The following is a 26,251-nucleotide window of genomic DNA, read 5'->3' as shown; positions in this document are numbered from 1 at the left end:
GGGTTTGTTATATGGCATCCTCTGGCCTTCCAACCTTGCCGGGATGTGCCGATGAGTTCTACAGGTATCGTAATCGCTGCTGCACAGATCACGCCGGTTGGTCATGACATTCAAGCCAATGTCGAGCGCCATGTCCGTGTAATCGAACAGGCTGCTCGGCAAGGCGTCGACTTTCTTGTCTTTCCTGAACTGTCACTGACAGGGTATGAGCGGAAGACGGCTAGCCAGAATGCGCTGTTGCCCAACGACTCTCGCTTGGTGCCGTTGCGTAAGGTTACTGCTCAGACAGGCATATCAATCCTGGCAGGCATGCCGTTAAGTTCGACAGGGAAGCCGCTTATTGCGGCGCTGGTAATAGGTGCGGGGCGGGACGACGTGTTATATACCAAGCGATACCTGCACGAAGGTGAAGACCAGGCATTTCAGGCGGGAAGCGGTGGGCCACTGCTACTTCTTGAGAACGAGCGCATAGCCCTGGCCATATGTGCCGACACAAGTCACCCTGAGCATGCTGCGAGTGCGGCTCAGGCAGGTGCTTCTCTTTATGTCACCAGCGCCCTGATTACGCCAGGTGGTTTTGAAGCGGATACTGCGCAGCTAAGGTCGTATGCGCAGATTCATGGCTTTCCTGTCCTGTTGGCTAACCATGTAGGCGAAACCGGTGGCTGGCTTGCGACCGGACGTAGTACGTTCTGGCTGCCTGACGGTGAAATTGTTATCCAGGCGCCACATGACCGTGAAGCGCTCGTAATCGCGTCCCGTAATGGTTCTACCTGGCAGGGGCGGGTGGTACTGCTGAGTTGAGACTACACCGTTACGGATTGTTGAAATACTGTGAGGTAGCCGCTCAGTACGAGCTGCATGAGCAATTTAGCGACAGACGAAGACCTTGTTGCCAAGCATGAAGGAGCTTCCATGCGTATCTCTTTGTCCATTCTTGCGATTGTCACAAGCCTGGGTATGACACATTACACCTACGCTGATGAGGTGAAATGTCCCTATGATAAGCCTGTGATATTTGCAGGTCTCAACTGGGAGAGCGGTATGTTCGCCACTGAAGTGCTGCGCTTTCTGGTGGAAAAGGGCTATGGCTGCAAGACCGATGCGATTCCCGGCAATACAGTAACGATGGAAAATGCGCTGGCGCAAAACGATATTCAGGTAACAGGCGAGCAGTGGGCTGGCCGTAGCCCGTTTTGGCGTGAGGCGGAGAAGGCCGGCAAGGTGTTCTCGGTTGGAGAAACGGTCAAGGGTGCTACGGAGGGATGGTGGGTTCCAGAATATCTGGTTAAGGGCGATTCGGCTCGTGGGATTGAGGCCAAGGCGCCTGAGCTGAGGTCTGTAACGGATTTGTCGCGATACAAGGATCTGTTCAAGGATCCTGAATCACCCGACAAAGGCCGTTTCTATAATTGCCCGACTGGCTGGACCTGTGAAATCGTCAATACGCAAAAGCTCAAGGCCTACAAGTTAACTGACAGTTTTACGAATTTCCGTACTGGAACCGGTCCAGCCCTAGACGCAGCCATCAGTACGGCTATCCGCAGAGGCGAGCCGATCGTGTTTTACTACTGGTCGCCTACGCCGTTGATGGGCCGCTTCAAGCTGATACAGCTTGAGGAGCCACCGTTCAGTCAGCAAGCCTGGGAAACACTTTCCGACTCCAAGAATCCCAGCCCTCTACCGTCCCGCTCGCTCCCTGCGAAGATTACGATCGGCATCTCGAAAGATCTGCATGACCAGGCACCTGAGCTTGTACAGCTGTTTGAAAAGGTGCAAATACCGCTTCCATTATTCAACAACATATTGGCCGAAATGTCGGAGAAACATAAGGATGCCGATGCGATGAGCCTGGCGTTCTTCAAGGAACATCGTGATATATGGTCTGCCTGGCTTTCGGCTGATGCCGCGGCGCGGGTGGATGCCGCCTTGAACGCACAGTGAGTATTTATCCGTGACATCGTTAGCTACATGGCCCATGTACGTTACGCCTGAACCGGTACGCGAGGCCGGTCAGATCTTTATCGAGCGGGTCCTGGCGCATCTGGGTATTCAACAATGTGAGGAAGCGCCCGCTGATCTCATGGCGCAATGGTCATCACCGAGCCTGTTGTTATCTCAGAGCTGCGGCTATCCGGTGATGACGCGCCTGCGCGACAAGGTTCAGATCGTAGCAACGCCTTGTTATGAGCTGAGCGGCTGTGAAGGTGCTCAGCACCGCAGTTTTATCGTGGTCCACGCAGATGATGAGCGCAGTACCCTGGAGGCCTTTCGAGGTGCGCGTGTGGTCATCAACGCGCTGGACTCCAATAGCGGCATGAATTTATTAAGGGTGACAGTCGCGCCCATGGCTGAAAAGGGGCGATTCTTTGGTGAGGTCAAGGCCAGCGGTGCCCATGTGACAAGCCTGGGGTTACTCAGCCGCGGCGAGACGGAATTGACAGCTATTGATTGCGTCACCTGGGGGTACCTTGAGCGTTATGCGCCTGACACGTTAGCTCGCACACGAGTTCTTGCCCGCACGGAGCTGACGCCTGCGTTGCCGATCATTACCGCAGCGTCACGTAGTCTGGAAGAGGTACAGCAGATGCAGCACGTGCTGAACGAAATCCTGCAGGAGCAGCCTGCGCTGGCTGAAACACTGGCTATTCGCTCGTTTGTACCGGCCTCCCTTGACGATTATCGAATGATTCTTGCCCAGCGTGATCGAGCAATGGCCGCTGGATATCCCATTATCGCATGAGTAGCCGGACAGGCTTTTTCCTGTTTCGCTGTAGTTTTTATGAAACTGCAAAGGGCATCCAGGCTCAAAACAGCCGCTTCGATAGGTAACGACTTTTCGCGCCGGGCAGGCGTATGGATGCTAAGGACGCAGATCATGAACGCAAGAAATGGCCTGGCGGTAGGCCTTTTGGCGCTGGGGCTGGTTATAGGCAACGCGCAGGCAGCCGGTTGGTGTGAGTCTGGTAAGCCAGTCAAGTTCGCCGGTGTGAACTGGGAAAGCGGGATGCTTCTCACCGAGCTGATGTCGACAGTCTTGAGGGAAGGCTACGGCTGTAAGACCGATAGTATTCCAGGTAACTCGATTACGTTGGAGGCTGCACTTTCCTCTAATGATATTCAGGTTTTTGCTGAAGAGTGGATCGGTCGTAGTGACGTCTGGAATAAAGCCGCTGATGCAGGCAAGGTAGTAGGCGTTGGTACACCCATCAAAGGTGCGACGGAAGGCTGGTACGTGCCGCGCTATCTGGTGGAAGGCAAGAATGCCAAGGCTCCAGATCTCAAGTCCATCAGTGATCTGCCTAAATACGCCAAGCTGTTTCGCGATCCAGAGGAGCCTGGGAAAGGTCGATTTTATAATTGCCCAGCCGGCTGGACATGCGAGCTGGAAAATACCGAGATGCTCGAACGCTATGGATTGGCCGACACATTTACCAATTTTCGCCCTGGCACAGGGCCGGCACTGGATGCCGCAATCCTATCGGCCGTGAAGCGCAAGCAGCCCATCTTGACCTATTACTGGTCGCCTACGCCACTATTGGGGCGAGCGGATCTCATCAAGCTGGCCAGCAAGCCGGGAGATGAGAAAGCTATAACGGTGCAGGCTGGATTGTCCAAACCTTTTTATGAAAACGCCCCGGAGCTTGTTGCCGTTCTGGAAAAGGTCAACGTGCCGATTGACCTGTTGAATAAGGCGTTGGCAGAGCAGGCCGAGCATAAGCAGGACGCGCCTACCGCTGCCAGAGCTTTTCTGAAGGCGCACCCCGATGTCTGGCATGAATGGGTTGATGCTGCCGCTGCACAAAAAATCGAGGCCTCTTTGTAGGCTTTCGCAGGTCATGTGAGGGTAGGCCCTGTTTGAAGGGCCTACCTTTACCAAACGGGCATGTCTATGTTTCCTGACAATCTCACGTTTTCTATTGCTGACTGGGTCAATGGCTGGGTAGACGCTCTGGTCGCCAATTATGGCGATGTGTTCCGCCAGATCTCCGATGTGCTTCTACTGGCAATCGTCCGGCTTGAAGGCGCTCTCCGGACAACACCGTGGTGGTTGATTCTGCTGGTCGTGGCTGTTGTGTCCTACCACGCCACGCGACGTGTGATACCGGCTGCGGTCATTACCGGGCTGCTATTTCTCGTGGGCGCCATGGGGTTATGGGACAAGCTCATGCAGACCTTGGCGCTGATGCTGGTCGCGACACTGATTGCGGTACTGATCGGCATTCCCTTGGGCATTCTGTGTGCACGCAGTAACCGGCTGCGTACGGTGTTGCTGCCACTGCTGGACATCATGCAGACCATGCCTAGCTTTGTGTATCTCATTCCTGTCCTGATGCTGTTTGGTTTGGGTAAAGTGCCGGCTATCTTTGCCACTGTCATTTATGCAGCGCCACCGCTGATTCGTCTGACCGATCTGGGAATCCGACAGGTCGACAAGGAAATCATGGAGGCCGTCAATGCTTTTGGTGCCAATCGCTGGCAACAGCTGTTTGGCGTACAGCTCCCATTGGCCTTGCCTAGCATCATGGCAGGTATCAACCAGACCACTATGATGGCATTGTCTATGGTTGTAATCGCTTCGATGATCGGTGCACGTGGCTTGGGTGAAGAAGTGCTGGTCGGTATCCAGACGCTCAACGTAGGCAAGGGGCTCGAAGCAGGTCTGGCGATTGTTATCCTGGCGGTCGTGATTGATCGCATTACTCAGGCGTATGGTCGTTCACGCTATGAGGGCGAGCGATGAAAATTCAGCTCGATAACGTCTATAAGATATTCGGCCGTCGCGAAGCCGCAGCGCTTGAGCTGGTCCGCCAGGGCCGGGATAAGGATCAGGTGCTGGCGGAAACCGGGTGTGTCGTCGGAGTCAATGGGCTATCGCTGTCCATCGAAGCGGGCGAAATATTTGTGATTATGGGGCTGTCAGGCTCGGGCAAATCAACGCTGGTTCGGCATTTGAATCGCCTGATTGATCCCACCAGCGGTTCTATCCGAGTCGATGGCGAGAACATACTGGCCTATGACATGCAGCAGCTCAGGCATTTCCGGCGCCACAAGATCAGCATGGTTTTCCAGGGCTTCGGGCTGTTACCCCATAAAACCGTACTGGGTAATGTGGCCTACGGCTTGAAACTGCGTGGCGAAAGCCGGACTGCACGAGAAACGCATGCACAGCACTGGATTGAAGCGGTAGGGCTCAAAGGGTATGAGCGCAAATGGCCCCATCAGCTGTCAGGCGGTATGCGCCAGCGAGTCGGGCTGGCCAGGGCGTTAGCAGCTGACACAGAAATCATCCTCATGGACGAAGCGTTCTCGGCGCTCGATCCACTGATTCGTGCCGAGATGCAAGATCAGTTGCTGGAGTTACAGCAGCGCCTGCACAAGACCATCGTGTTCATTACCCACGATCTGGACGAGGCGGTCAGGCTGGGAAACCGGATTGCAATCATGCGGGACGGCCAGCTGATTCAAGTGGGAAGCTCGCAGCACATTCTCAACGAACCGGCAGACGAATATGTTGATCGTTTCGTTCGACGATATCGAAACCGGAGTATCTCCGGGGCAAATGTCTAGCTCAATGATTTGAAACAAAAACAAATCAGCGATACGACAAAAATTTCACATCTTTCTTTTGGCTATAGTTCAGGGTAACCGGGTGCCTTTGGTAACTCATAGGCGCCTTAACTCTCCTATTTTCTGAGAAAAAGGTTCATGGATTACCTCCAGCAGTTGATTTCGGATCCTACCGCCTGGGTTGCCTTGGCAACGCTGATCGCCATGGAAGTGGTGCTTGGTATTGATAACCTTATCTTTATTTCCATTCTGACCAACAAGCTGCCCGAGCAGCATCGGCAAAAGGCCAGGCGTATCGGAATAGGCCTGGCGCTGGTCATGCGACTGGGCCTTTTGGGAACGGTTGCCTGGATCGTTCAGCTCACCGAGCCGGTGATCGAACTCTTTGGCAAGGGCTTCTCATGGAAAGATATCATCCTGATAGCAGGTGGTCTCTTCCTGCTCTGGAAGGCAACCAAGGAGATCCATCACAACGTGGATCCTGACCCGGAAGGCGACCTATTCGAAGGTAAAAGCGGTGAAAAGGCCGTTACCCTTGGGTTTGCCTCGGCCATCGTCCAGATTCTCATGCTCGATCTGGTTTTCTCCATCGACAGCATTATTACGGCTGTCGGAATGACCGAGCATGTGCCCATCATGATCATCGCCGTTATCGTCGCGGTGACCGTCATGTTGGTTGCCGCTGATCCGCTGGCGCGCTTCATCAATAACAATCCCACGGTTGTCATGCTGGCGCTGGGCTTTCTGATCATGATCGGCATGACCCTGATCGCTGAAGGCTTTGGCGCTCATGTGCCCAAGGGATATATCTATGCTGCCATGGCATTCTCGGCCGTTATCGAAGGCCTGAACATGCTGGCTCGCCGCGCAAAGCGCAAGCGTTAGATCCTGTAGAACCGCGCGAGAGTTTCCTCGTCTTCCCGTAGTGCGTCTGTGACCGCTACGGGTTTTTTGTGCCTGCCGGAAGGGAGGGTTCCGCTGGCACGCATGCACCGTTGCACGCTGCCTGTCAGGCGCGTGTCGGGCATCGTATTAGGAAAAGTAAGGCGGGAATGGATCAGGCGCTGATGGCTTTGCGTGCACGTTCAATAACGGACTGCAGACGAGTCGGGCAGCTGTATTCCTCACGGTAAAGTCGCTGAGTATGGCGCGCAACGCCGAATTCATTGACGATGATGAATGAAAAGCCTTTCTTGCTGGGCGCAGCGATTACACAATCGAACGGAGCGAAAGCAGAGGAAAGCATTTGGATTGCGGTTTGAGTTTGCTGATGTGTATTCATAATCTTCTTTTAGTTGAATCACGTGACGCGCTTATGACAGCAGCGGCGTCAATTTGCTGCATTGATAACCTGCTTTAGCAAGTTTTTTGCCAACTTTTCCCATTAAGCTAAGTCGCTGAATGGAAAATGTCTCTTTTTCATGTGCTTCAAATTACTTCAGCACAGTGTTGTGTTTGCCGCTGCAGTGAACCATTTCAAGGCAAAGCTAAAGGACAATGAGCCGCTTTTGTGCGTTGGCCTCTTGTTTAGCACCTTCCTGCCGCAGTCATTGGGTTGCACCAGAGCGTTACAGCGTTTGGCATGCGCTTCGCACTTGCTCTCAGGTCCATGACCAAGCGGGAATAGCGAAATGAGCGAGACGAACGCAAGCGCGAACGACTATCCGTTAAGTGAAGTGCCTATGTCAGCCCGTCGGGGCATCTGGTCGACAACGTTGGTGCTGCTGGGCTTTACCTTCTTTACCGCGACGATGTTTGCAGGCGGTAAGATCGGCACGGCGTTCGATTTCAAGACCCTGCTGAGCGTGATTATGGTAGGTAATCTGCTGCTTGGTCTTTATGCCGCCTTGCTGGGATATATCGCGTATCGAAGCGGCCTTAATTCTGTTCTGATGGGCCGGTTCTGCTTTGGCGAAGTAGGAAGCAAGTTGTCTGATCTGGTGTTGGGATTCACGCAGATTGGCTGGTATGCCTGGGGCACGGCGACGGCGGCAGTCGTGCTGGGTAAGTTTCTGGGATTGCCCGAAGGCATTGTGCTGTTGCTGATGGTGATCTTCGGTTTTGGCTTTTGTGCCACAGCCTATATTGGCTACCGAGGCTTGGAGATCCTGTCTTATGTTGCTGTACCCGCCATGTGTGGCCTACTGGCATTATCCATGTGGGTTGCAACACGAAAGATCGGTGGGCTGGAAGGCCTGCTGGCCATACAACCAGTCAACACGATGGAGTATAGCACAGCGCTGACATTAGTGTTTGGCACATTTGTCAGCGGGGCGACACAGGCTACCAATTGGACACGTTTTGCTCGGACTGGGAGAGTTGCCATTCTGGCCAGCCTGGCTGGTTTTTTTATCGGCAATGGCCTGATGGTGCTGATCGGCGCCTATGGCGCCATTGTGTACCAGCAACCGGACGTGGTGGAGGTCTTGCTGCTTCAGGGTTTCTCGCTGGCAGCGATAGCCATGCTCATGCTTAATCTTTGGAGCACGCAGGACAATACTATCTATAACTTCGCTGTGGCGGGTTGTAATCTGGTTCGAACAGATCGCCGGCGAACCGTTACGCTGGTTGGCGCAGCAATAGGTACATTGCTGGCAGTGCTGGGCATGTACGATCTGCTGGTCCCCTACCTGATTATATTGGGAACCATTATCCCTCCTATCGGCGGCGTGATTGCAGCTGATTTCTTTTATCGTCATAGAGGGCGTTACCCCCTCTTAGCGACTGTTCATTTACCTAAATTCAATTGGGTTGGGCTTGCGGCCTATGGCCTGGGTGTTCTGGCAGCCTTTTTCTCCCCTTGGTTGGCGCCTCTTGTCGGCGTTGGTACTGCCGCGCTGGGGTACGTAATGCTGTGTGGCCTGGTGGGGGCCCGGCTATCGGTTGTCGCTCGCGCAGAGGCATAGGCTGGAATGTTCCAGATCACCTACTGTTATAAAGAATAAGTAGTCCTTTGCTTGAGGAGTCTGTCGATGAATGTCATCAATGCGCGGCTGCGTGGTCAGGAAGGGCTGTTTACTGTGCGTTTGCAAGGCGACCGGATCGCTGCAATCGAATCACAGGTCGCTTTTGTGAGCCCAACCAGCGCTGAAATACTGGATGCGCGAGGCAATCTGGTTATTCCGCCTTTCGTCGAGCCGCATATCCATCTGGATGCCACCCTGACAGCTGGGGAACCGCGGTGGAACATGAGCGGCACGTTATTCGAAGGCATTGAGTGCTGGGGAGAGCGAAAGGCGACTATTACCCACGAAGATACCAAGGCGCGGGCCAAGCAGACCATTAATGCCCTGGCGGTCCACGGTATCCAGCATGTTCGTACCCATGTGGATGTAACCGATGCCAGTCTGGCGGCTTTGAAGGCCATGTTGGAAATTCGGGAAGAAACAAGCCATTTAGTTGACATGCAAATTGTGGCGTTTCCCCAGGAAGGAATCGAATCCTATCCTCAGGGCCGAGAACTGATGGAGGAGGCCATTCGGCTGGGAGCCGACGTGGTTGGCGGAATCCCTCACTTCGAATATACCCGTGAGCAAGGGGTCGGTTCCGTCAAATTTCTGATGGATCTGGCCGAGCGCACAGGTTGTCTGGTGGATGTTCACTGCGATGAGACAGACGATCCCCATTCCCGCTTTCTGGAAGTGTTGGCAGAGGAGGCGCGTAGTCGTGGCATGGGCTCACGTGTCACTGCCAGCCATACTACTGCCATGGGTTCTTATGACAATGCTTACTGTTCAAAGCTGTTTCGTCTGCTGAGTCGTTCGGGTATCAGCTTTATATCGTGCCCCACCGAGAGTATTCACCTGCAAGGTCGCTTCGACACCTTTCCCAAACGGCGTGGCGTAACGCGTGTGAACGAACTGCTGGAGGCCGGTATGAATGTGTGCTTCGGGCAGGACTCCATTGTTGATCCATGGTATCCGCTGGGTAACGGCAACATTCTCAGGGTACTGGAGGCCGGCCTGCATATCTGTCACATGCTCGGTTATGAGCGCCTGCAGCATGCCTTGGATCTGGTGACGGTAAATAGCGCCAACGCCATGCAGCTGGGTGACCGATATGGGCTGGAAGTAGGGCGCCCGGCCAATCTGCTGATCCTGTCAGCCGATTCGGACTATGAAATGATAAGAAGCCAGGGGCTTCCACTGTTTTCTATCCGTGAGGGCAGGGTGTTAATGAGTCGTCGTCCTGCCGAGGTCAGTCTGGCAGAGTGATAAAACATGCGAATTCACTACATTTTCTAGCTCAGGCGAAGGGCTATGCTCAAAAATACACCCTGAGTCAAGGGGCAATGTTCAGGACTTGTGCACAAGCACTAATACGCTTGTCAAGCGCTTCGCTTAACCAGGCATAAAAATATTTAAAACGGTTATTTAGGTATAAATATATGATTTATAAGGATTTTTTTGATTGGTTAAAAAATGGACAGTTTAACGGAACCCCCCATTTCATCTAGCTTACAGGACATTTCCACCAACTTTTCTACAGAGTTATCCACAGGTTCTGTGGATTAACCCTGTAGACCGCATCACGCTTGGCTTCATCAAAATGCAAGAATTTTTTTGCATTATTTCGATTGGGTTTTTATGACCTATCGACACGGTCGCCGCCAAGTCATCTTAAATTCAGATAACGGCTAAGCAATGCGCGTAAGGCGGCTGGCTTTACGGGTTTAGGTAGAAAATCCAGCCCAGCCGAATGCACTTCACTGACACGATCCTGATGTGCATCTGCACTGATCACGATGCCAGGCAACGGCTTATCAAGCCGCGTGCGAAGCCATGCCATTAGTTGAGGTCCGGTATTGCCGTCATCCAGATGGAAATCCACCAGCGCTATCTGTGGCTGAATGCCTTGTGCCAGTAACGCCTCGCACTCCTGCTGATTGCGTGCCGTATGAACCTCGCAGCCCCAGCGGCTAAGAAGGCTCTGCATACCCGTCAGGATGCTTTCCTCGTTATCAACGCAAAATACCGGTGCGCCTCGAAGCGGTTCGCTGGTGTGTGCTCGTGTAGGCTGCAGGACAGGCTCAGATAGAGTTTGAGTCGCGACGGGCACCGAGACGCTGAATACACTGCCTTTACCTGGCCAGGAGCGTACCTCGATACGATGGCCCAGTACCTTGCAAAGACGATCAGCAATAGCCAGTCCCAGGCCCAATCCCTTCTCTGCGCGCGTCTGATGGCTGTCGAGTCGCTTGAACTCCTCAAAAATGACCTGACGCTTATCTTCCGGGATACCTGGGCCACGGTCCCATACCTCCAGTGTCACATGATCACCATGGCGGCGGACACCTAGCAATACATGCCCTCTGGCATAGCGGAAAGCATTGGTCAGGAAGTTTTGCAGGACTCGACGCAGAAGCTTGACGTCGCTTTCTACTCTCAGGCAACTTCCGCTCAGGTGGAAATCTATGCCTTGTTCTCGCGCCAGGGCACGAAACTCTACGCCCAGCGTATCGAATAGCGTGTTAATTGCGAACGTGCCAACTTCCGTATGAACCCGTCCGCTCTCCAGGCGCGAGATATCCAGCAGGTCGGCAATCAGGTCTTCCACGGAGCGCAGGGACGAATCCATGTTGTTAACCAGCTCGCGAGCATCCTTGGGTAACGCATCGTGGTGGGCGAGGGCGGCCGTAAACAGGCGGGCTGCGTTTAGCGGTTGCATCAGATCATGGCTGACGGCAGCGAGAAAGCGTGTTTTGGACTGGTTTGCTGCTTCTGCATGGGCTTTGGCCTCTGTCAGCGCCTGGTTAAGCTGGGAGAGCTCCCGGGTTCGCTCTTCCACGCGCTGCTCCAGCCCTTCGTTGGCTTCACGAAGGGCGCGCTCTGCTTCGCGAAACGCGGTGATGTCGGTAAAGCTCATGACAAAGCCGCGTCCCGGCATGGGTTTGCCACTGAGCTCGATTACCCGGCCATTGGGGAATTGTCGCTCAGATGTGTGGGCAATCCCTTGCCGCATTCGATCGACACGTCGTGCTACGTGCTCGTCAGGATCGCCTGGGCCACAGAGGCCCCGTTCTGCGTTATAGCGAATGATTTCGGCGATTGGACGCCCGACCTGGATCATGCCGTCCGGGTAGTCAAACAACTCCAGGTAACGTTGGTTCCAGGCCACCAGCCGAAGGGATTGGTCGACAACGCTGATACCTTGAGAAATATTTTCGATAGCGCCCTGCAAAAGCGCGCGGTTGAATTCAAGTACTTCGGACGCTTCGTCGGCAATGCGTACGACATCCTCCACATGCATGTCACGGCCTTCGATGGCAGCCTTTACCACCGCCCGCGCAGAGGAGGCACCAATCACACCGGCTAACAGACGCTCGGTATGGGCAATCCATTCTCCGTTGGCATTCTGGGCCGGATGAAAGGTCAGGCCCGTCTGGTCAGCGAAGCGAATAAAGCTCTGCCGAGCACGTTCATCGCCTACGAAGCGGGCAGCGAGTGCGCGAAGATCCTCTAGCTGCACTGCCAATAGCGACCGGGTATTCAGGCGCGCCGAGGTCATTTGCCCAATGAAACGGCCGGCCTGCCAGTGCTCGGATACTCGTGTCCTGGCCTGATTGGAAACCAGAAAGAAGAGGAGAAAATTTCCTGCTAAGGACAGCAGTACGCCTTGAGTCAGGGGTTTGAAGGGCAGGCCAAACGGATTGGCCGCCAGCCAGGCTAGCCCAGGAAAACGGTCGAGTGGCCAGCTCAGACTTTCTGCCATGACTGGCAGAACCAGGGTATAAGCCCAAAGAAAGGCGCCCGCTGCAAGTCCTGCAAATACACCTCTCCGGTTCGCCTGCTTCCAGTAGAGTGCTCCTACCATGGCCGGGCCCAGTTGAGCGATAGCTGCAAAGGCGATCTGCCCGATGGTAGCCAGGCTTGCCGTAGAGCCCAGCAGGCGATAGCAGAGATACGCCAACAGCAGGATCGCCACGATCGCAACACGCCGAATGGTTACCAGCCAGTGGCTGAACACCTCATAGGGGCGCTCTACCTTCTGCTTACGGAATAAGAGGGGCAGCAAAATATCATTGGATAGCATGGTGGATAAGGCCACGCTGGCGACGATCACCATACTGGTAGCGGCCGAAGCGCCACCAATGAAAGCCAGGAGCGCCAGGCCGGGATGCGCCTGTGCCATGGGCAGGCTTATAACAAAGGAGTCAGGTACGACCCCTTTGGGCAGATGCATCTGTCCTGCCAGGGCGATGGGAACAACAAACAGCGCCGCCAAGGCCAAGTAGCAAGGAAATACCCAGCGGGCCAGGTTCAGGTCACGCGCATCCGTATTTTCAACCACCGTGACATGAAACTGTCGTGGCAGACACATGACGGCCGTGAACGCTACTCCGGTTTGCACCAGCAGTGCGGGCCAGTCGAAGGTTTCCTGCCAGTATTTGGACAGCTCGGGCGCAATGCGTGCCTGATCGAAGAGGTCATCGAATCCATCATAAAGTCCATAGGTCACAAAAATCCCTACGGACAGAAATGCCAGGAGTTTGATCAGCGACTCAAAGGCAATTGCGAGCATCATGCCCCGGTGATGCTCGGTAACATCAAGGTTGCGAGTGCCGAACAGGATGGTAAATACCGCTAATGCCAGCGAGACGATCAAGGCGGTGTCCTGTGCACGCATGCCTATTGACTCGGCCCCTACACCGGTCAGCAGATTGACGCCCATGACAATGCCTTTGAGCTGCAGGGAGATATAAGGCAGCACGCCTACCAGGCAGATCAGCGTAACCACAACCGCCAGCGCCCGCGATTTTCCATAGCGGGAGGCAATGAAGTCGGCAATGGAAGTGATGTTTTCCTGCTTGCTGATCATGATCATTTTCTTGATCAGACGTGGCATGAATAGCAGGAGCAGGATAGGCCCTAGGTAAATCGGCAGAAAGGACCAGAGTTGGTCGGCCGCCTGTCCAACGGCGCCAAAGAATGTCCAGCTGGTGCAATATACCGCAAGCGACAGGCTGTAAACCCAGGCGCGTAACTTGGGGGGCAACGGCGTTTTACGTCTGTCGCCATAAAAGGCAATCGCAAAGAGCACCGCCATGTACAGCAGAGCAACGGCGGCGATCAGTCCGCTGGATAGGGTCATGCGAACTCCTGTGGAATTTTGTTGTGCAGGGCCTTTATAGGTGATTGGCCCTAGGCCTTCCGCTGCCAGATAGATTAGAAAGAGCTCGTCTCGAGTAGTGGGAATAACCTAGGGACTATTCTAATGCGCTCGTTGGGGAGCATGGCAGGCTTTATAAGTGTCTCATCAAAGCGACTGCTCCAAGGTCACTGAGACCAATGTCGCAGGTTTGGTTGAGCCAAGGGCTTCAGCCTGTTAGCGTGTCGCAGTGTTATCAAGGAGAGTGGCGCCATGTTCGAAGCGCATCCCATTACCTTGCAGCGAGGTGCTCTTCGTTTAGAGCCTATGGTGGAAAGCGACGTACTGGAACTGGTCAGCTTGGCTGATCTCAACCGGGACGAGTTGCATTACCTGAGCGGTCCACTACGACCGGACTGGTATAGGCACGCCATTGCCGAGCAGCGTGAAGGCAAAACTATCCCTTTTACCATCAGGCTGGCTGACAAGCTGGTGGGTACCACTCGCTTTTCAGAGTTTTTGCCTGCGCTACCTGCCGCTGAAATTGGCTGGACCTGGCTGGATCGGGAGCAGCATGGCAGTGGATTGAATGCCAACATCAAATACCTCCTGCTGCGTCATGCGTTCGAGAACTGGCATCTGGTACGTGTACAACTCAAGACAGCAGCCAGTAATCTGCGTGCGCAACGCGCTATTGAAAAGCTAGGGGCTGTACGTGAAGGACTGTTACGTAACCACCGACGGTTGGCCGACGGTCGGCTTGATGATACCGTCATGTACAGTATTACCGACCGTGAGTGGCCGACGGTAAAAGCCAGTCTGGAAGCTTCTTTTTCCTGAGGCTATCCGGATATAACGATGTTTGACTGACGTACGATGTAACGCGGTTGTTATCTTGGGCTGCAAGGATGGCTGTGGCCCGTTCCGGTTTCCCTTCTTCGAATAGGACCTCGTTCGATGTCCTCACAGTTCGCTCTATTGAAAAAACAGCGCTTCCTACCGTTTTTCGTAACACAGTCCCTTAGCGCCTTTAATGACAACGTCTATAAGCAGTCATTGATTCTGGCGGTGCTGTTTCACTTGAGCGTTACCGGTGACAGGCTGTTGCTGGTCAACCTGTGCGCCTTGCTGTTTATTCTTCCGTTCCTGCTGTTTTCAGCGTTAGGCGGACAATTAGGCGAAAAATATGACAAGGCGCGGCTCATGCGATGGCTGAAAGGCTCGGAAATCGTCATGTTGCTGTTAGGCAGTCTAGGCTTTTGGCTTAACAGCCTGCCACTGTTGTTATTTGTCCTGTTTGCCATGGGTACACGCTCGGCGCTCTTCGGACCTTCCAAGTACTCAATTTTGCCCCAGCATCTCGAGTCTCGAGAGTTAATGGGCGGTAACGCGTTGGTGGAGATGGGCACATTCCTGGCCATTTTGGGCGGGACGATAGGGGCAGGGGCCTTGCTCTCTCTCCCGGATTATTCCCAGGCCGTAGCCATAAGCGTCGTATTGATCGCTCTGGCTGGTTTTCTGGCCAGCCTGGGTATTCCATCCGCGCCGGCCGTCATCTCGCACCTGAGGTTGGACTGGAACATTTTCCGGCAAACATGGGTGATCTTACGTATGGGGCTGGGGCAGGCACCCTCGGTCTCTCGTTCTCTGCTGGGCAATTCCTGGTTCTGGTTTGTGGGTGCGGTATACCTTACCCAGATACCAGCCTATGCCAAGGACTACCTGCACGGTCAGGAAAGCATGGTTTCGCTGATCCTTACCTTGTTCTCGGTAGGCATTGCGCTGGGCTCTCTTCTATGTGGCCGGTTGTCCAAGGGGCATGTTGAGGCAGGTATTGTTCCGCTGGGTGCGCTGGGGTTATCTGTCTTCAGCGTCTTGCTCTATGCCGTCACGCCTGACATGGCCACTATCGCAGGGTCTTATGGCGGATGGGCAGCGCTGAAAGAATTTTCCATGTGGCCAGCGCTTGGGTGCATTCTGGGACTGGGGATCTCTGGCGGATTTTATATCGTTCCGCTCTATGCGCTGATTCAGGCACGCACGCCGCAGGAGGAGCGCTCTCGGGTTATCGCTGCCACCAATATTCTCAATGCGCTCCTAATGGTCTGCTCGGCCCTTATCACTATGCTGCTTTTGTCTGTACTCGAGATGACAGTTCCGGAGCTGTTTCTGGCGGTTGCGTTGATGAATATAGGCGTCAATGCCTTCCTGTTTGCAAGCGTGCCAGAATTCCTGATGCGCTTTCGCGCCGTGATAGGCGGTGGAGACCCTACGCGCAGCATCCGCGACTAGGCCCTAATGGCTCAGTTTAAGCCCGATCAAGCCACATAAAATAAGCAGCACACTGAGCAGCCGGATCGGACTGACGCTTTCGCCAAATAGAATGATGCCAGCAATCACCGTTCCTACTGCGCCAATACCCGTCCATATGGCATAGGCTGTACCAAGAGGAAGCTGCTTAACGGCCATGCCCAAGAGGCTTATGCTGGTCAGCATGGCGGCTGCCGTCAGGACAGTAGGAAGAGGGCGGGTAAAGCCTTCGGTGTATTTGAGGCCTATAGCCCAGCCTATTTCAAACAAGCCAGCCAGAAAAAGAATAATCCAGGACATAAAGATTCCAGGGTTGGTAAAGCGGGGCCGTCCCCGGATAGTTTCAGGCGATGAGGTCGTCCCCTTCGCGAACCGATGCGCTCTTGCCAAGCCCGAGCGCGCCGGTTTCGTTACATGCTCACTCTTTTGCAGAGGACTCGTCATTCAAGCGACGGAACCATGTGGCCAGCAGCGCTCCAGAAATATTATGCCAGACGCTGAACAAGGCACTGGGCACAGCCGCAAGAGGGGAGAAATGTGCTGTTGCCAGTGCTGCGCCCAGTCCCGAATTCTGCATACCGACCTCGATAGCCAACGTCTTGCGCTGCGCCAGAGGTAGCCCAAACACTTTTCCGGCCAGATAGCCAAGCATCAGTCCCAATGTGTTGTGCAGTACGACCACAGCCATAATCAAAAATCCTGACTCTGCAATTTTCGCCTGGCTGACAGCCACAACGGCCGCCACAATCAGCACGATGCTGATAACCGAGACCAGGGGCAACACCTCAACCGCTGCCCGTACCTTTGATCCCAGGAAGCGTTGGGCAACTAGCCCCAGCACAATCGGGAGGATAACGACCTGGACGATGGATAGAAAAAGGGCTGAGAACTTGACTGGTAGCCAGGCTGAAGCCAATAGCCAGATCAATGTAGGGGTCACCAACGGGGCCAGAAGGGTAGTGACGGCAGTGATGCCAACAGACAGTGCGACGTCCCCGCGTGAAAACCAGGTGATGACATTGGACGCCGTACCGCCAGGGCAACAACCCACAAGAATAACGCCTACCGCAATTTCCGGCGGCAATTGCATGACAAGACAAAGCAGCCACGCCATGCCGGGCATAATGATAAATTGAGCGATTACACCTAGAAGAACCCTAAGAGGTTTGCGAAAGACCTCCTTGAAATCCTCAGCTTTGAGCGTGAGCCCCATGCCGAACATGATCAGGCCCAGTAAGGGGACGATAGCTGGCGTTAAGGAACGAAACCCTTCAGGCCATATAAAGGCTAGAACAGCCGCCAGCAGGACCCACAAGGCAAAGGTATTGCCTGCAAAGCGGCTTAAAGCTGCGAGAGCGCCCATGATTATCCTTATAAAAATATGAGCCTTGGAAGTTGGGCGGCGCCCCGAGGCGCCGCACCTGATTAGAGCCCCTGCGGAATTTCTTCTCCACCCAGCGCTTCGACCAGCGACGGAATAAATTCGGCAAAGGTCATCATCATTAGAGTAAAGGTAGCATCCAGCTGCGCCATGGCATCATCGCCGCCATCCTGCTCGGCCTGCTCTTGAAGCAAGTCCTCAAAGCGCAGACGCTTGAGCGCGACCTTGTCATCGATCAACAGCGACAGCTTGTCCTGCCAAGCCAGGGCCAGCTTGGTCACCAGCTTGCCTGCGCCCAGGTGATTCTGAATTTCCTCACTGGTCAAGTCTTGCCCTTTACAGCGGACAACACCGCCATCCTCGTGACTATCGCGTAGCTCGCACTCATCCAGCAGATGGAAATCATTTGTGGCTGCTTGAGACTTGACCCAATCTGTAAAGGTTGCAGTCGGTGCCTGCTTGACCGACATCGGACGGACCGGAAGGGAGCCCAGCGCTTCACGAAGGGTGGAAAGCAAATCTTCTGCGCGCTTTGCACTGGAGGCATCTACCAGAATCCAGCCCTGCTTGGGCGCGATTGCTGCAAAGGTAGTCTGGCGGCGAATGAAGGCCCGTGGCAGCAGACTCATGACAATTTCGTCCTTTATCTGGTCACGCTCCTTTTTGTAAACCTTGCGCATCTGCTGCGCTTCGATTTCATCAACTTTTTCCTGCACGGCGTCTTTTACTACGCTGCCGGGCAGAATGCGCTCTTCCTTGCGAGCTGCGATCAGAAAGAAATCCTGGCTGACATGTACCAGAGGAGCGTCTTCTCCCTTGCCAAAAGGAGCAACGAAACCGTAAGTGGTCAGTTCCTGGCTGGCGCAGGGACGTGCAGGTTTGCTGGCCAACGCGGTTTCCAGGGCATCGGCTTCGAGTGATAAATCCTGGGTAAGACGATAGATAAGAAGATTACGAAACCACATGGCGTGACGATTCCCCAAAAAACGAAGCGCGCATTATTCCGCTGCCATGCTTCCAAGGCCAACCCCCAATTGATCATTGGCAACGATTAAAGGGCTTTAATGACAAACAGGCCGCTTTTTTGGGCGTAACGATACGGTCCTGCCTGCAAGGGCAGACCCGGGAAATGATCCAAAGGCTTGGAAATAAAGGAAAAGAACCTAAGCCTTTGGATCATTTGAAATTTTTTTCACTTGGGGGCTTGCCAGTCTCTAAAACCGTCCGTAGAATGCGCCCCACTTCGAGAGCAAACGCTTACGAAAGTTAAGTGGGTGATTAGCTCAGCTGGGAGAGCATCTGCCTTACAAGCAGAGGGTCGGCGGTTCGATCCCGTCATCACCCACCACTCTTGAAGTTACGCGCAGCGGTAGTTCAGTCGGTTAGAATACCGGCCTGTCACGCCGGGGGTCGCGGGTTCGAGTCCCGTCCGCTGCGCCATTTTTGCTTCATCTTGGGTTGCTTGATTGGGTTTTAAATCCTCTTGATGAACCCAGGAAGAACACTAGCGAAAGCTACGTGGGTGATTAGCTCAGCTGGGAGAGCATCTGCCTTACAAGCAGAGGGTCGGCGGTTCGATCCCGTCATCACCCACCATTTTGCGATATACGCAGCGGTAGTTCAGTCGGTTAGAATACCGGCCTGTCACGCCGGGGGTCGCGGGTTCGAGTCCCGTCCGCTGCGCCATATTAAGTTTATCGGGCCCACTGAACTCCCGATAAATTACGAAAAAGCGGCCTTGCGCCGCTTTTTTCGTTTCTACAGGTTTAGTCCCTTTCTAGCGGCTGTTTTCTGCTTCTATTAAGCATTCTTTGCTGGAAGTTCTTTGTACAGTTAGTTTCTTTTTAAAGATGTCTAGTCCGTATGTTCAGGGTTGTTTGATACGTCACGGACACAGACTGCTTTGTATTCAGTCACTATTCAGCGCTGAACTTATAAGCTACTAACTATTCTTATCATGCCGTAGCCAGTGGCAGTTAGGCCCTGATAAGCTCGCGGTTTTATCGAACGCGCTTCGCGCACGGACAAGGAAACAGCATGAAACAGCACCGGTTGGCAGCAGCAGTGGCCCTCGTTGGCCTGGTTCTCAGCGGCTGCGACTCACAATCACAATCCAAGGTTAATCTTGAAACTCCAGCTCAGAAAGCGTCCTACGGCATCGGCTTGAACATGGGTAAAAGCCTTGCTCAGGAAGGCATCGATGACCTGGATTCAAAAGCAGTGGCTTTGGGTATTGAAGATGCTGTGGGCAAGAAAGAGCAGAAGCTTACCGATGATCAGCTAAGAGATGCGTTTGCCGATCTGCAGAAGCGTGCAGAAGAGCGCATGACCAAGCTCAGCGAAGACAATGCCAAAGCAGGCAAGGATTTCCTGGAAAAAAATGGCAAGCGCGAGGGTGTTGTCACAACGGCTTCCGGTTTGCAGTATGAAGTGGTCAAGAAGGCAGATGGTCCGCAGCCCAAGCCGAATGATGTAGTCACAGTTCACTACGAAGGCCGTCTTGTTGACGGTACTGTATTCGACAGTTCCATCAAGCGTGGCAGCCCGATTGATTTGCCGGTGAGTGGCGTGATTCCGGGTTGGGTTGAAGCGCTTCAGCTCATGCATGTAGGTGAAAAGTACAAGCTGTACATTCCCAGCGAACTGGCCTACGGCGCGCAGAGCCCAAGCCCTGCCATTCCTGCCAACTCCGTGCTTGTCTTTGACCTGGAGCTGCTAGGTATCAAGGATCCAAGCGCTCAGGGCGACAATGGCCTGACGCAAGAGCCATCCGACGAGTCGGACGCTGCACAAGAGCAGGATACTTCCAAGAAGTAACATGCCGTTCTATTAAAAAGCCCCGTTCATACGGGGCTTTTTTGTTTTAGGAAACCTGTTTGTGAGGACGATGCTCTAATCTGGGTAATTATTTACCTATTCGCCAAACGCTCTATCAGACTGCCTTTGCGAGGCGGGGAGATCTCATGAAGCCACCCGTTGGATTTGATCGTTATCTGAGGCTTGCCCAACGTTTTCTTGTTCGGGGGCGCTTACCGGCATTGTTATTGGCCGTCGGGCGTAAGCTGGCCAAGCGAGATTTTCGGTTGGGTGCCGCCAAGGATACCTTGGGGCTCTTCCATTCCCTGCTACTGGCCTGGTGGCGTGGAGAATATCGGGGTATCAGTCGGCAGGCACTCTTGTCGGTAGTCGCAGCACTTGCTTATTTCCTTTCGCCTGTTGATCTGATCCCTGACTGGATGCTTACCTTTGGCTTCATTGATGATCTGGCAGTGCTGGCGTGGGTAAGCAAAACCTGGCAGAGCGAGCTTGATGCCTTTCGCGCCTGGAGAGATGCCCAGCCCGTAGCGGTGCAAAAGTCGCTATCGGCTCCGCCGCTTCCCAATGAGAAACCCGCTGAGGGCGTTATAGTGGTTGAGCGGGCATGAGCCTGGATGGCGAGAGGTGCTTGCACATCGGAACAGGATAAGCTGTGCTGTTATAGTAACCTTTCGTTGAATTCAGGTTTGTATTGTGGCGTTACAGATCAGTCGTACCCATTGGCAGGCGTTGCTGGCCGAGTTGGAAGAAGCTCGTTGCCAGCGGCACTTGGTAACCTATCGCTCGCTGATCGAGCGTCTACAGTTACCGACGCCCGCCATGGCGACACTGACTGCTGCCCTTGAACACCTGATAGCGCTGGATGCCCGTGAGGGTGTGCCGTTGCGCAGCGCATTGGTGGTCAGCCAGGGTGCGAGCCGGCTGCCGCGTCCTGGTTTCTTTGAATGCGCCCAGCGAGTCGGGCGTTTCAACGGCGAGGTGGATGGTATAGAGGCGGCTGCCTGGCATGCATCTGAAGTCACGCGCGTATTCGAGTACAACTTTTCCTCAGATAGGTAACTCAGGCCGTTTCGGCCATCAGGTGCAAGCTATAGCCGGGAATGGTTTTGGCCTGAGCCTTGGCGCTTTCCGCCAGTTTAAGCAGTTGGCGAGCATCGCGTGACGTTCGACTTTCTGCCGTAACCCTTACAACCCCAAGAGATAGAGAGAGCAGCGGATACTCGCGTCGGTAGCCTTCATGATCTTCTGCTATCAGGCAGCCTGCATCCAGGTGCTCCGGTGCGTAAAAGCGACGGCAGCGACTCTGGAAAGTCTCCATGAGTCGAGTCAGCCGTGCTCGCCAGTCCATGGAGCGCAGGACGATTATAAAGTTGTCATCGCCGTAGTGACCGATGAAGTCCTGGGTGCGATCCATGCTTTCTGCCAAGGCCTGTGCCAGGCACAGCAGTACTTCGTCTCCCTTGGCATATCCATAAATCTCATTGAAGGGCGTAAAGCTGTCGATATCAAGGTGACACAGGGTGGCGTTTTGGTTGCGCTCCAGTAACTGGCTTAGACAATGATGAATCGGCACGCTGCCGGGCAGGCCTGTCAGAGGATTGGCATGCCGTGCTTCCTGAATCTTCTGCTCAGTAATCAGTTGGAGAAGATCAACCACACGACCCATGCCGACATATTGGCCTTGATCAACAATAATGAAGTCTTCTTCTACCCGCTGCTTGGCGCGCTGGGTGAGTAGTCGGCTGACGTGAAGAGGAGATTGGCTCTTCTCCACACATAGAAAATCCAGATGCATAAGTCGCGTAATGGGCTTGCGACCAAACAGGTCCGGCGCAAAGGGCTTACGCAGGGCTTCTGCAAGGGCATAATGGTGGACGATGCCGACAGGCGCACCGTGTTCATCAAGCACGGCCAAGGAGTTAAAGCTGGGTTTGTCGTGGAAAAGCTGCATGACGGCAGGTATCAGCGTCTGCTCCTGGATGGCAGGCCGCTCAAGTAACATGGATGTCAGGCCTGTACCGCCCTCTGTAAGGCTTTTGGGGCGTGTCTCCAGGCGAGGCATGATCTCGCGTGCTTCCCGCGGGGGATTTGCTTCAGGACGACTCAGAAGGTAGCCCTGAACTAGATCAATGCCCATTTCGGCCAGCACGACCAGTTCCTCATGCAGCTCAATGCCTTCAGCAACCACCACGGCGTTGGACGCCTTGGCCATTTGAAGGATGGAGCCTACAAACTCCCGTTTGACGCCATCACGATGGATACCATCGATGAAATGACGATCGATCTTCACGTAGTCCGGGCGCAGCTCGGACCACAGGCGCAGGCTGGAATAGCCGGCCCCCAGGTCATCCAGAGCAATCGAAAAGCCCATTGCGCGATAGTAGTGCAAGGCGGTATCAAGCAGGCCCAGATCGTCGGTTGGGGCCTGTTCGGTCAGCTCGATGACGATTCGGTTAGCAGGGATACCCAGACGCTGTAGCAGTTTCAGGGTGCGGCCCTGCTCGTGACTGTTCTCAAGAAGTGATTCGGGGGAAATGTTAAGGAAGAGCTTACCTTCAAGGCCTAGATCACGGAAACCGGTGCATGCCTGGGTGCGACACGCCATTTCCAGCTCGGACAGACGCTGTGCCGTACGAGCAATGGCGAACAGGGGAAGCGGGGAGTGCAGAGGACTGTTGGAAGGCCCACGGCTAAGTGCTTCATAGCCAATGATGCGGCGTTCGCTCAAGGAAACGATAGGTTGGAAAAGGCTGTGTATATCACTTCGAGCCAGTATCTGCTCAAGCGCGCTCAACTGTTCGTTGACGGTCATCTATCTTGGTCCTGAATAAACAAAGCCAGCGATAAGCTGGCCTTGTTCATTTCACGACAGTTCGATGACTATTTGATGACGGCAATCAGTGAGACGGACCGCCGTGACTCAAGTCCAGATAGTCGAGCAGGATCTGACCACTCTCCATCAGGTAGGCATCGTCTTGAGGTTTGGTCTTTTCGTCGTTGTTGGCGGCAGCAATAGCGTCGTCATCAACTTTTTTCAATTCCTTGAGGGGCTCCTCACCTTTAGCTACCCGACGCTCGTTCTCGATTGCCAGCTGGCGCTTGTCGAGGGCGTCCTGCTCGGCGCGACGCTTCTGCTCGTTCAGGCTGACCGTCGTATCCTTCATGACATCCTGTGCAAACTGAAGGCGTTCACGAGCAAAGACAAAGTCCGGGTTGGTCTTGGTGCGGGTATCGTGACGGTTGATCAGCTCAGGCAGATACGGCTTGAACGGATTGTTCTCTACCTCAAGAACCGGACGGATCGTATCCCATGGCATGGAGTTGGGTAGCGCACTTTCGCCGATCTCCTTGTTATCTACGATATCCGGATAGCTGATATCCGGGATAACGCCCTGATGCTGGGTACTTTGTCCTGAAACGCGATAAAACTTGGCCAGGGTCAGCTTCAGTTCCCCGTGATTTAAAGGCTGTATGGTTTGAACAGTGCCTTTGCCGAAGGTCTGTCCGCCCACGATCAAGGCACGGTGATAATCCTGCATGGCACCCGCAAAGATTTCCGAAGCCGAGGCCGAGAGGCGGTTGACCAGCACGGTCATGGGGCCTGTGTAGAAAGCATCGCCTTCATCGTCAGCCAACACGTCTACCTTGCCGTCGCTGTTACGCACCAACACCGTTGGGCCTTGATCGATGAAGAGCCCAGTCAGTTCGGTTGCTTCCTGCAGGGAGCCTCCACCATTGTTGCGTAGGTCGATGACAATACCGTCGACTTTCTCGTTTTTCAGCTCACCGATCAGCTTGCGCACGTCACGGGTAGTGCTCTTGTAATTTGGGTCGCCGGCGCGATACGCCTTGAAGTCCAAGTAGAAAGCGGGCACATCGACTACACCCAGCTTGTAGGTCTTGCCGTTGTGAGGCACGTCAATGATGTGTTTCTGGGCTGCCTGTTCTTCAAGCTTTACCGCTTCACGTGTAATCGAGACGACCTTTGTGGTCTGATCATTCGGCGGATTGCTCGAAGGGATAACCTCTAGGCGAACAACGGAGCCCTTGGCGCCGCGGATCTTCTTGACGACCTCGTCCAGACGCCAGCCGACGACGTCGACCATTTCGCCGTCTTTGCCTTGCGCTACCCCCACGATCTTGTCAGCGGGTGCGAGCTGCTTGCTCTTGTCGGCGGGACCGGCCGGTACCAGACGAATGATCTGTACGTAATCGTTATCGCTCTGCAGTACCGCACCGATGCCTTCAAGGGAAAGGCTCATGTTGATATCGAAGTTCTCTGCGCTTTCAGGCGAGAGGTACTGCGTGTGCGGATCGTATGTTTGGGCGAAGGCGTTGATGTAAGCCTGGAAGATGTCTTCGCTGCGAGTCTGTTTCAGGCGCGCCAACTGATTGCGATAGCGCTTCTGCAGCTGCTCCTTGATGGCAGCATCGTCCTTGCCACCCAGTTTCAGACGCAGCACTTCATCTTTGAGCTTCTTGTGCCACAGATCATCCAGTGCGGCAGTATTGGTCGGCCAGGGCGCCTTTTCGCGGTTGACGTCAAACGTTTCGTCTGCCGCAAAATTCAGCTGGGGAATGCCTTTGTCCAGTAGGCCTAGTGTGTAGTCCAGGCGTTCCTTTACACGATCCAGATAACGTTTGTAGATGGTAAAGCCTGGATTCAGGTCGCCCTGCTTGAGCAGATCGTCGAAGCGAGTCCGCCATGCGTCAAACTCGGCGATATCGGCTGCGTTGAAATACAGTCGATTGGGATCAAGCATCTTGAGATAGCTGTCATAGATCTTTATCGAGCGTTCATCGTTAAGCGGCGGCTTGCTGTAGTGATGGCGCTTGAGCAGCTCTACCACATTGAGACTTGCCACGACTTGATCGCGGTCTGGTTTGAGACCGTCCCAGACGTTTGGGCTCACTGTTTTGGCTGCCAGCGGAAGAGCGCTGACACCGAGGATGAACAGGAGGGCGGTACGGGGGAGGAGCTGCTTCATGCTTGATTCGACTAGAGTACGGGTAATAACGCTATAGGCCGTACTTGACCGTTCCGGTTCCCCGCAACAGTCAAGTACGCTGTTAAAGGTCAAAAGCTAGCTCACTATGGAGGCACCGTGAACGCATTGCAAGGTATTGAAGGTCAGCTTGAGTGGCAACAGCTGACAAGTCCTGCTCTTTCCGCAGGTGAAATTCGTATCCAGGTCGCCGCGGCCGGGCTTAATCGCGCCGATCTTCTTCAATTGGCCGGTAACTATCCGCCACCGCCTGGAGCGCCGCAAACCCTGGGTCTGGAGTGTTCCGGTGTTGTGGTCGAAGTTGGTGAGGGAGCCAATTGGAACGTCGGGGATCGTGTCTGTGCTCTGCTGGCCGGTGGTGGTATGGCCAGCGAAGTCGTGGTGAATGCTCAGCATGCGATTCCGGTTCCCGAAGGGCTGTCGATGGCTGAGGCAGCAGCGTTACCTGAGGTCTGGGCAACGGCCTGGTGCAATCTTTTCGAATTGGCAGCCTTGCGCCCTGGCGAGAAAGTACTCTTGCACGCAGGAGCCAGCGGCGTAGGTTCTGCCGCCATTCAACTCTGTAAGGCTTTTGGTAATCCTTGCTGGGTCAGCGTAGGTTCGGCCGAGCGGCTGGACTATTGCATTTCGCTGGGTGCCGAAGGGGGCGTTGATCGGCACCAGGGGCTGGAAGGACTGCGTGACTTCGGGCCATTCGACGTGATCCTTGATCCGGTAGGCGCAAGCTACGCCGACCTTAATCTGGATGTGCTGCGCCGTGACGGGCGGTGGGTACTGATTGGCCTGATGAGTGGTCGAGAGGCGCAGTTCGATCTGGCAAAGGTGTTGAGCAAGCGCATTAGCCTGATCGGTTCTACGCTGCGTAACCGCGATACGGCGTTCAAAGCCCGATTGATGGCAGAGCTGGCTGCACGGGTCTGGCCGTTGTTTACAGAAGGCAAGCTCAAGCCGAACCTGGAGCGGAAATTTGCTGCCAAGGATGCCGAGGCGGCGTTTGCGGCACTGTCGAGCAACAAGGTGAACGGTAAGGTCGTGATGATCCTCGATGACAGCCTGATCTGATGTCGAGGCTGGCCAT

The 26,251-nt window shown here is 54.4% G+C and carries 21 protein-coding genes, 4 tRNA genes and 1 pseudogene; 19 read left to right on the top strand and 7 right to left on the bottom strand.

Annotation, left to right across the window (positions count from 1 at the left end):
- Positions 1 to 51 precede the first annotated feature (51 nt).
- The 7 genes from PLU01S_RS06965 (at position 52) to PLU01S_RS06935 (ending at position 6,456) form a co-directional block, all read left to right on the top strand.
- Positions 52 to 804, top strand: coding sequence for a carbon-nitrogen hydrolase family protein (locus PLU01S_RS06965; protein ID WP_074824539.1), 753 nt, complete (start codon positions 52 to 54; stop codon positions 802 to 804).
- 111 nt (positions 805 to 915) lie between these two features.
- Positions 916 to 1,944, top strand: coding sequence for an ABC transporter substrate-binding protein (locus tag PLU01S_RS06960; RefSeq protein WP_010795160.1), 1,029 nt, complete (start codon positions 916 to 918; stop codon positions 1,942 to 1,944).
- Between the two features lie 10 nt (positions 1,945 to 1,954).
- Complete coding sequence (locus PLU01S_RS06955) at positions 1,955 to 2,743, top strand: phosphate/phosphite/phosphonate ABC transporter substrate-binding protein (protein WP_139208738.1); 789 nt, start codon at positions 1,955 to 1,957, stop codon at positions 2,741 to 2,743.
- Between the two features lie 135 nt (positions 2,744 to 2,878).
- Complete coding sequence (locus tag PLU01S_RS06950) at positions 2,879 to 3,826, top strand: ABC transporter substrate-binding protein (protein ID WP_074824533.1); 948 nt, start codon at positions 2,879 to 2,881, stop codon at positions 3,824 to 3,826.
- A gap of 66 nt (positions 3,827 to 3,892) precedes the next feature.
- Positions 3,893 to 4,744: an ABC transporter permease gene (locus PLU01S_RS06945; RefSeq protein ID WP_074824530.1), complete on the top strand. Its 852-nt coding sequence runs from the start codon at positions 3,893 to 3,895 to the stop codon at positions 4,742 to 4,744.
- Positions 4,741 to 5,571, top strand: a complete 831-nt coding sequence (locus PLU01S_RS06940; RefSeq protein WP_074824527.1) for a quaternary amine ABC transporter ATP-binding protein — start codon at positions 4,741 to 4,743, stop codon at positions 5,569 to 5,571. The genes PLU01S_RS06945 and PLU01S_RS06940 overlap by 4 nt, the downstream gene beginning before the upstream one ends.
- 138 nt (positions 5,572 to 5,709) lie before the next feature.
- On the top strand, positions 5,710 to 6,456 hold the full coding sequence (locus PLU01S_RS06935) for a TerC family protein (protein ID WP_074824524.1): 747 nt from the start codon (positions 5,710 to 5,712) through the stop codon (positions 6,454 to 6,456).
- 172 nt (positions 6,457 to 6,628) lie between these two features.
- Here the strand turns inward: PLU01S_RS06935 and PLU01S_RS06930 are convergent, their stop codons facing one another.
- Positions 6,629 to 6,853, bottom strand: coding sequence for a hypothetical protein (locus PLU01S_RS06930; protein ID WP_010795154.1), 225 nt, complete (start codon positions 6,851 to 6,853; stop codon positions 6,629 to 6,631).
- 349 nt (positions 6,854 to 7,202) lie between these two features.
- Between PLU01S_RS06930 and codB the strand changes: the two genes are divergently transcribed.
- Together codB and codA are read left to right on the top strand one after the other, a co-directional pair.
- Positions 7,203 to 8,477, top strand: coding sequence for a cytosine permease (gene codB, locus PLU01S_RS06925; RefSeq protein ID WP_073449380.1), 1,275 nt, complete (start codon positions 7,203 to 7,205; stop codon positions 8,475 to 8,477).
- A 66-nt stretch (positions 8,478 to 8,543) separates the two neighbouring features.
- Positions 8,544 to 9,785 (top strand): cytosine deaminase, encoded by a 1,242-nt coding sequence (gene codA, locus PLU01S_RS06920; protein ID WP_074824521.1) that lies wholly within the window; start codon positions 8,544 to 8,546, stop codon positions 9,783 to 9,785.
- A gap of 400 nt (positions 9,786 to 10,185) precedes the next feature.
- Here codA and PLU01S_RS06915 read toward each other — a convergent pair whose 3' ends face one another.
- Positions 10,186 to 13,662, bottom strand: coding sequence for a PAS domain-containing hybrid sensor histidine kinase/response regulator (locus PLU01S_RS06915; protein ID WP_074824518.1), 3,477 nt, complete (start codon positions 13,660 to 13,662; stop codon positions 10,186 to 10,188).
- Between the two features lie 270 nt (positions 13,663 to 13,932).
- On the opposite strand from PLU01S_RS06915, the gene PLU01S_RS06910 reads away from it, so the two are divergent.
- Together PLU01S_RS06910 and PLU01S_RS06905 are read left to right on the top strand one after the other, a co-directional pair.
- Positions 13,933 to 14,499, top strand: coding sequence for a GNAT family N-acetyltransferase (locus tag PLU01S_RS06910; RefSeq protein ID WP_010795150.1), 567 nt, complete (start codon positions 13,933 to 13,935; stop codon positions 14,497 to 14,499).
- A gap of 117 nt (positions 14,500 to 14,616) precedes the next feature.
- Positions 14,617 to 15,903 (top strand): annotated as a pseudogene (locus PLU01S_RS06905) (MFS transporter); the annotation flags it as partial.
- Between the two features lie 51 nt (positions 15,904 to 15,954).
- On the opposite strand, the gene sugE reads toward PLU01S_RS06905, so the two are convergent.
- The 3 genes from sugE to rdgC all read right to left on the bottom strand — a co-directional run bounded on the left by sugE (position 15,955) and on the right by rdgC (position 18,315).
- Positions 15,955 to 16,269, bottom strand: a complete 315-nt coding sequence (gene sugE / locus PLU01S_RS06900) for a quaternary ammonium compound efflux SMR transporter SugE (protein WP_010795148.1) — start codon at positions 16,267 to 16,269, stop codon at positions 15,955 to 15,957.
- A gap of 118 nt (positions 16,270 to 16,387) precedes the next feature.
- On the bottom strand, positions 16,388 to 17,332 hold the full coding sequence (locus tag PLU01S_RS06895; RefSeq protein ID WP_010795147.1) for a bile acid:sodium symporter family protein: 945 nt from the start codon (positions 17,330 to 17,332) through the stop codon (positions 16,388 to 16,390).
- A gap of 62 nt (positions 17,333 to 17,394) precedes the next feature.
- Complete coding sequence (gene rdgC, locus PLU01S_RS06890) at positions 17,395 to 18,315, bottom strand: recombination-associated protein RdgC (protein WP_074824512.1); 921 nt, start codon at positions 18,313 to 18,315, stop codon at positions 17,395 to 17,397.
- A gap of 307 nt (positions 18,316 to 18,622) precedes the next feature.
- Between rdgC and PLU01S_RS06885 the strand changes: the two genes are divergently transcribed.
- The 7 genes from PLU01S_RS06885 to PLU01S_RS06855 all read left to right on the top strand — a co-directional run bounded on the left by PLU01S_RS06885 (position 18,623) and on the right by PLU01S_RS06855 (position 21,226).
- Positions 18,623 to 18,698 (top strand) — tRNA-Val (locus PLU01S_RS06885).
- 15 nt (positions 18,699 to 18,713) lie between these two features.
- Positions 18,714 to 18,790, top strand: a tRNA-Asp gene (locus tag PLU01S_RS06880).
- An 80-nt stretch (positions 18,791 to 18,870) separates the two neighbouring features.
- A tRNA-Val gene (locus PLU01S_RS06875) sits at positions 18,871 to 18,946 on the top strand.
- A 13-nt stretch (positions 18,947 to 18,959) separates the two neighbouring features.
- Positions 18,960 to 19,036, top strand: a tRNA-Asp gene (locus PLU01S_RS06870).
- 351 nt (positions 19,037 to 19,387) lie between these two features.
- Positions 19,388 to 20,167, top strand: a complete 780-nt coding sequence (bamJ, locus tag PLU01S_RS06865) for a BamJ family beta-barrel-assembly machinery protein (protein WP_010795145.1) — start codon at positions 19,388 to 19,390, stop codon at positions 20,165 to 20,167.
- A gap of 146 nt (positions 20,168 to 20,313) precedes the next feature.
- Entirely contained in the window at positions 20,314 to 20,775 is a 462-nt protein-coding gene (locus PLU01S_RS06860; protein WP_010795144.1) for a YkvA family protein, read from the top strand.
- 85 nt (positions 20,776 to 20,860) lie between these two features.
- On the top strand, positions 20,861 to 21,226 hold the full coding sequence (locus PLU01S_RS06855; RefSeq protein ID WP_019367163.1) for a hypothetical protein: 366 nt from the start codon (positions 20,861 to 20,863) through the stop codon (positions 21,224 to 21,226).
- A 1-nt stretch (position 21,227) separates the two neighbouring features.
- Here the strand turns inward: PLU01S_RS06855 and PLU01S_RS06850 are convergent, their stop codons facing one another.
- Positions 21,228 to 22,979, bottom strand: a complete 1,752-nt coding sequence (locus tag PLU01S_RS06850; protein ID WP_074824504.1) for a bifunctional diguanylate cyclase/phosphodiesterase — start codon at positions 22,977 to 22,979, stop codon at positions 21,228 to 21,230.
- 85 nt (positions 22,980 to 23,064) lie between these two features.
- A complete protein-coding gene (locus PLU01S_RS06845) occupies positions 23,065 to 25,155 on the bottom strand; it encodes a carboxy terminal-processing peptidase (RefSeq protein WP_074824501.1) in 2,091 nt (696 codons plus the stop codon).
- A 117-nt stretch (positions 25,156 to 25,272) separates the two neighbouring features.
- Between PLU01S_RS06845 and PLU01S_RS06840 the strand changes: the two genes are divergently transcribed.
- On the top strand, positions 25,273 to 26,235 hold the full coding sequence (locus PLU01S_RS06840) for an NAD(P)H-quinone oxidoreductase (RefSeq protein ID WP_173869061.1): 963 nt from the start codon (positions 25,273 to 25,275) through the stop codon (positions 26,233 to 26,235).
- The last annotated feature ends 16 nt before the right edge of the window (positions 26,236 to 26,251 follow it).

This window comes from Pseudomonas luteola NBRC 103146 (genome assembly GCF_002091675.1).
GTDB lineage: Bacteria > Pseudomonadota > Gammaproteobacteria > Pseudomonadales > Pseudomonadaceae > Chryseomonas > Chryseomonas luteola.
The sequence above is the reverse complement of the archived record's forward strand: the minus strand, read 5'-3'. Positions and strand labels throughout refer to the sequence as shown.

Excerpts from the sequence above, each read along its gene's own strand:
- PLU01S_RS06915 (WP_074824518.1), bottom strand. The coding sequence starts at position 13,662 with ATGACCCTATCCAGCGGACTGATCGCCGCCGTTGCTCTGCTGTACATG.
- sugE (WP_010795148.1), bottom strand. The coding sequence starts at position 16,269 with ATGTCCTGGATTATTCTTTTTCTGGCTGGCTTGTTTGAAATAGGCTGG.
- PLU01S_RS06910 (WP_010795150.1), top strand. The coding sequence starts at position 13,933 with ATGTTCGAAGCGCATCCCATTACCTTGCAGCGAGGTGCTCTTCGTTTA.
- PLU01S_RS06935 (WP_074824524.1), top strand. The coding sequence starts at position 5,710 with ATGGATTACCTCCAGCAGTTGATTTCGGATCCTACCGCCTGGGTTGCC.
- PLU01S_RS06940 (WP_074824527.1), top strand. The coding sequence starts at position 4,741 with ATGAAAATTCAGCTCGATAACGTCTATAAGATATTCGGCCGTCGCGAA.
- PLU01S_RS06950 (WP_074824533.1), top strand. The coding sequence starts at position 2,879 with ATGAACGCAAGAAATGGCCTGGCGGTAGGCCTTTTGGCGCTGGGGCTG.
- PLU01S_RS06845 (WP_074824501.1), bottom strand. The coding sequence starts at position 25,155 with ATGAAGCAGCTCCTCCCCCGTACCGCCCTCCTGTTCATCCTCGGTGTC.
- PLU01S_RS06860 (WP_010795144.1), top strand. The coding sequence starts at position 20,314 with ATGAAGCCACCCGTTGGATTTGATCGTTATCTGAGGCTTGCCCAACGT.
- PLU01S_RS06930 (WP_010795154.1), bottom strand. The coding sequence starts at position 6,853 with ATGAATACACATCAGCAAACTCAAACCGCAATCCAAATGCTTTCCTCT.
- codB (WP_073449380.1), top strand. The coding sequence starts at position 7,203 with ATGAGCGAGACGAACGCAAGCGCGAACGACTATCCGTTAAGTGAAGTG.
- PLU01S_RS06850 (WP_074824504.1), bottom strand. The coding sequence starts at position 22,979 with ATGACCGTCAACGAACAGTTGAGCGCGCTTGAGCAGATACTGGCTCGA.
- PLU01S_RS06960 (WP_010795160.1), top strand. The coding sequence starts at position 916 with ATGCGTATCTCTTTGTCCATTCTTGCGATTGTCACAAGCCTGGGTATG.
- PLU01S_RS06945 (WP_074824530.1), top strand. The coding sequence starts at position 3,893 with ATGTTTCCTGACAATCTCACGTTTTCTATTGCTGACTGGGTCAATGGC.
- rdgC (WP_074824512.1), bottom strand. The coding sequence starts at position 18,315 with ATGTGGTTTCGTAATCTTCTTATCTATCGTCTTACCCAGGATTTATCA.
- bamJ (WP_010795145.1), top strand. The coding sequence starts at position 19,388 with ATGAAACAGCACCGGTTGGCAGCAGCAGTGGCCCTCGTTGGCCTGGTT.
- PLU01S_RS06965 (WP_074824539.1), top strand. The coding sequence starts at position 52 with ATGAGTTCTACAGGTATCGTAATCGCTGCTGCACAGATCACGCCGGTT.
- codA (WP_074824521.1), top strand. The coding sequence starts at position 8,544 with ATGAATGTCATCAATGCGCGGCTGCGTGGTCAGGAAGGGCTGTTTACT.
- PLU01S_RS06895 (WP_010795147.1), bottom strand. The coding sequence starts at position 17,332 with ATGGGCGCTCTCGCAGCTTTAAGCCGCTTTGCAGGCAATACCTTTGCC.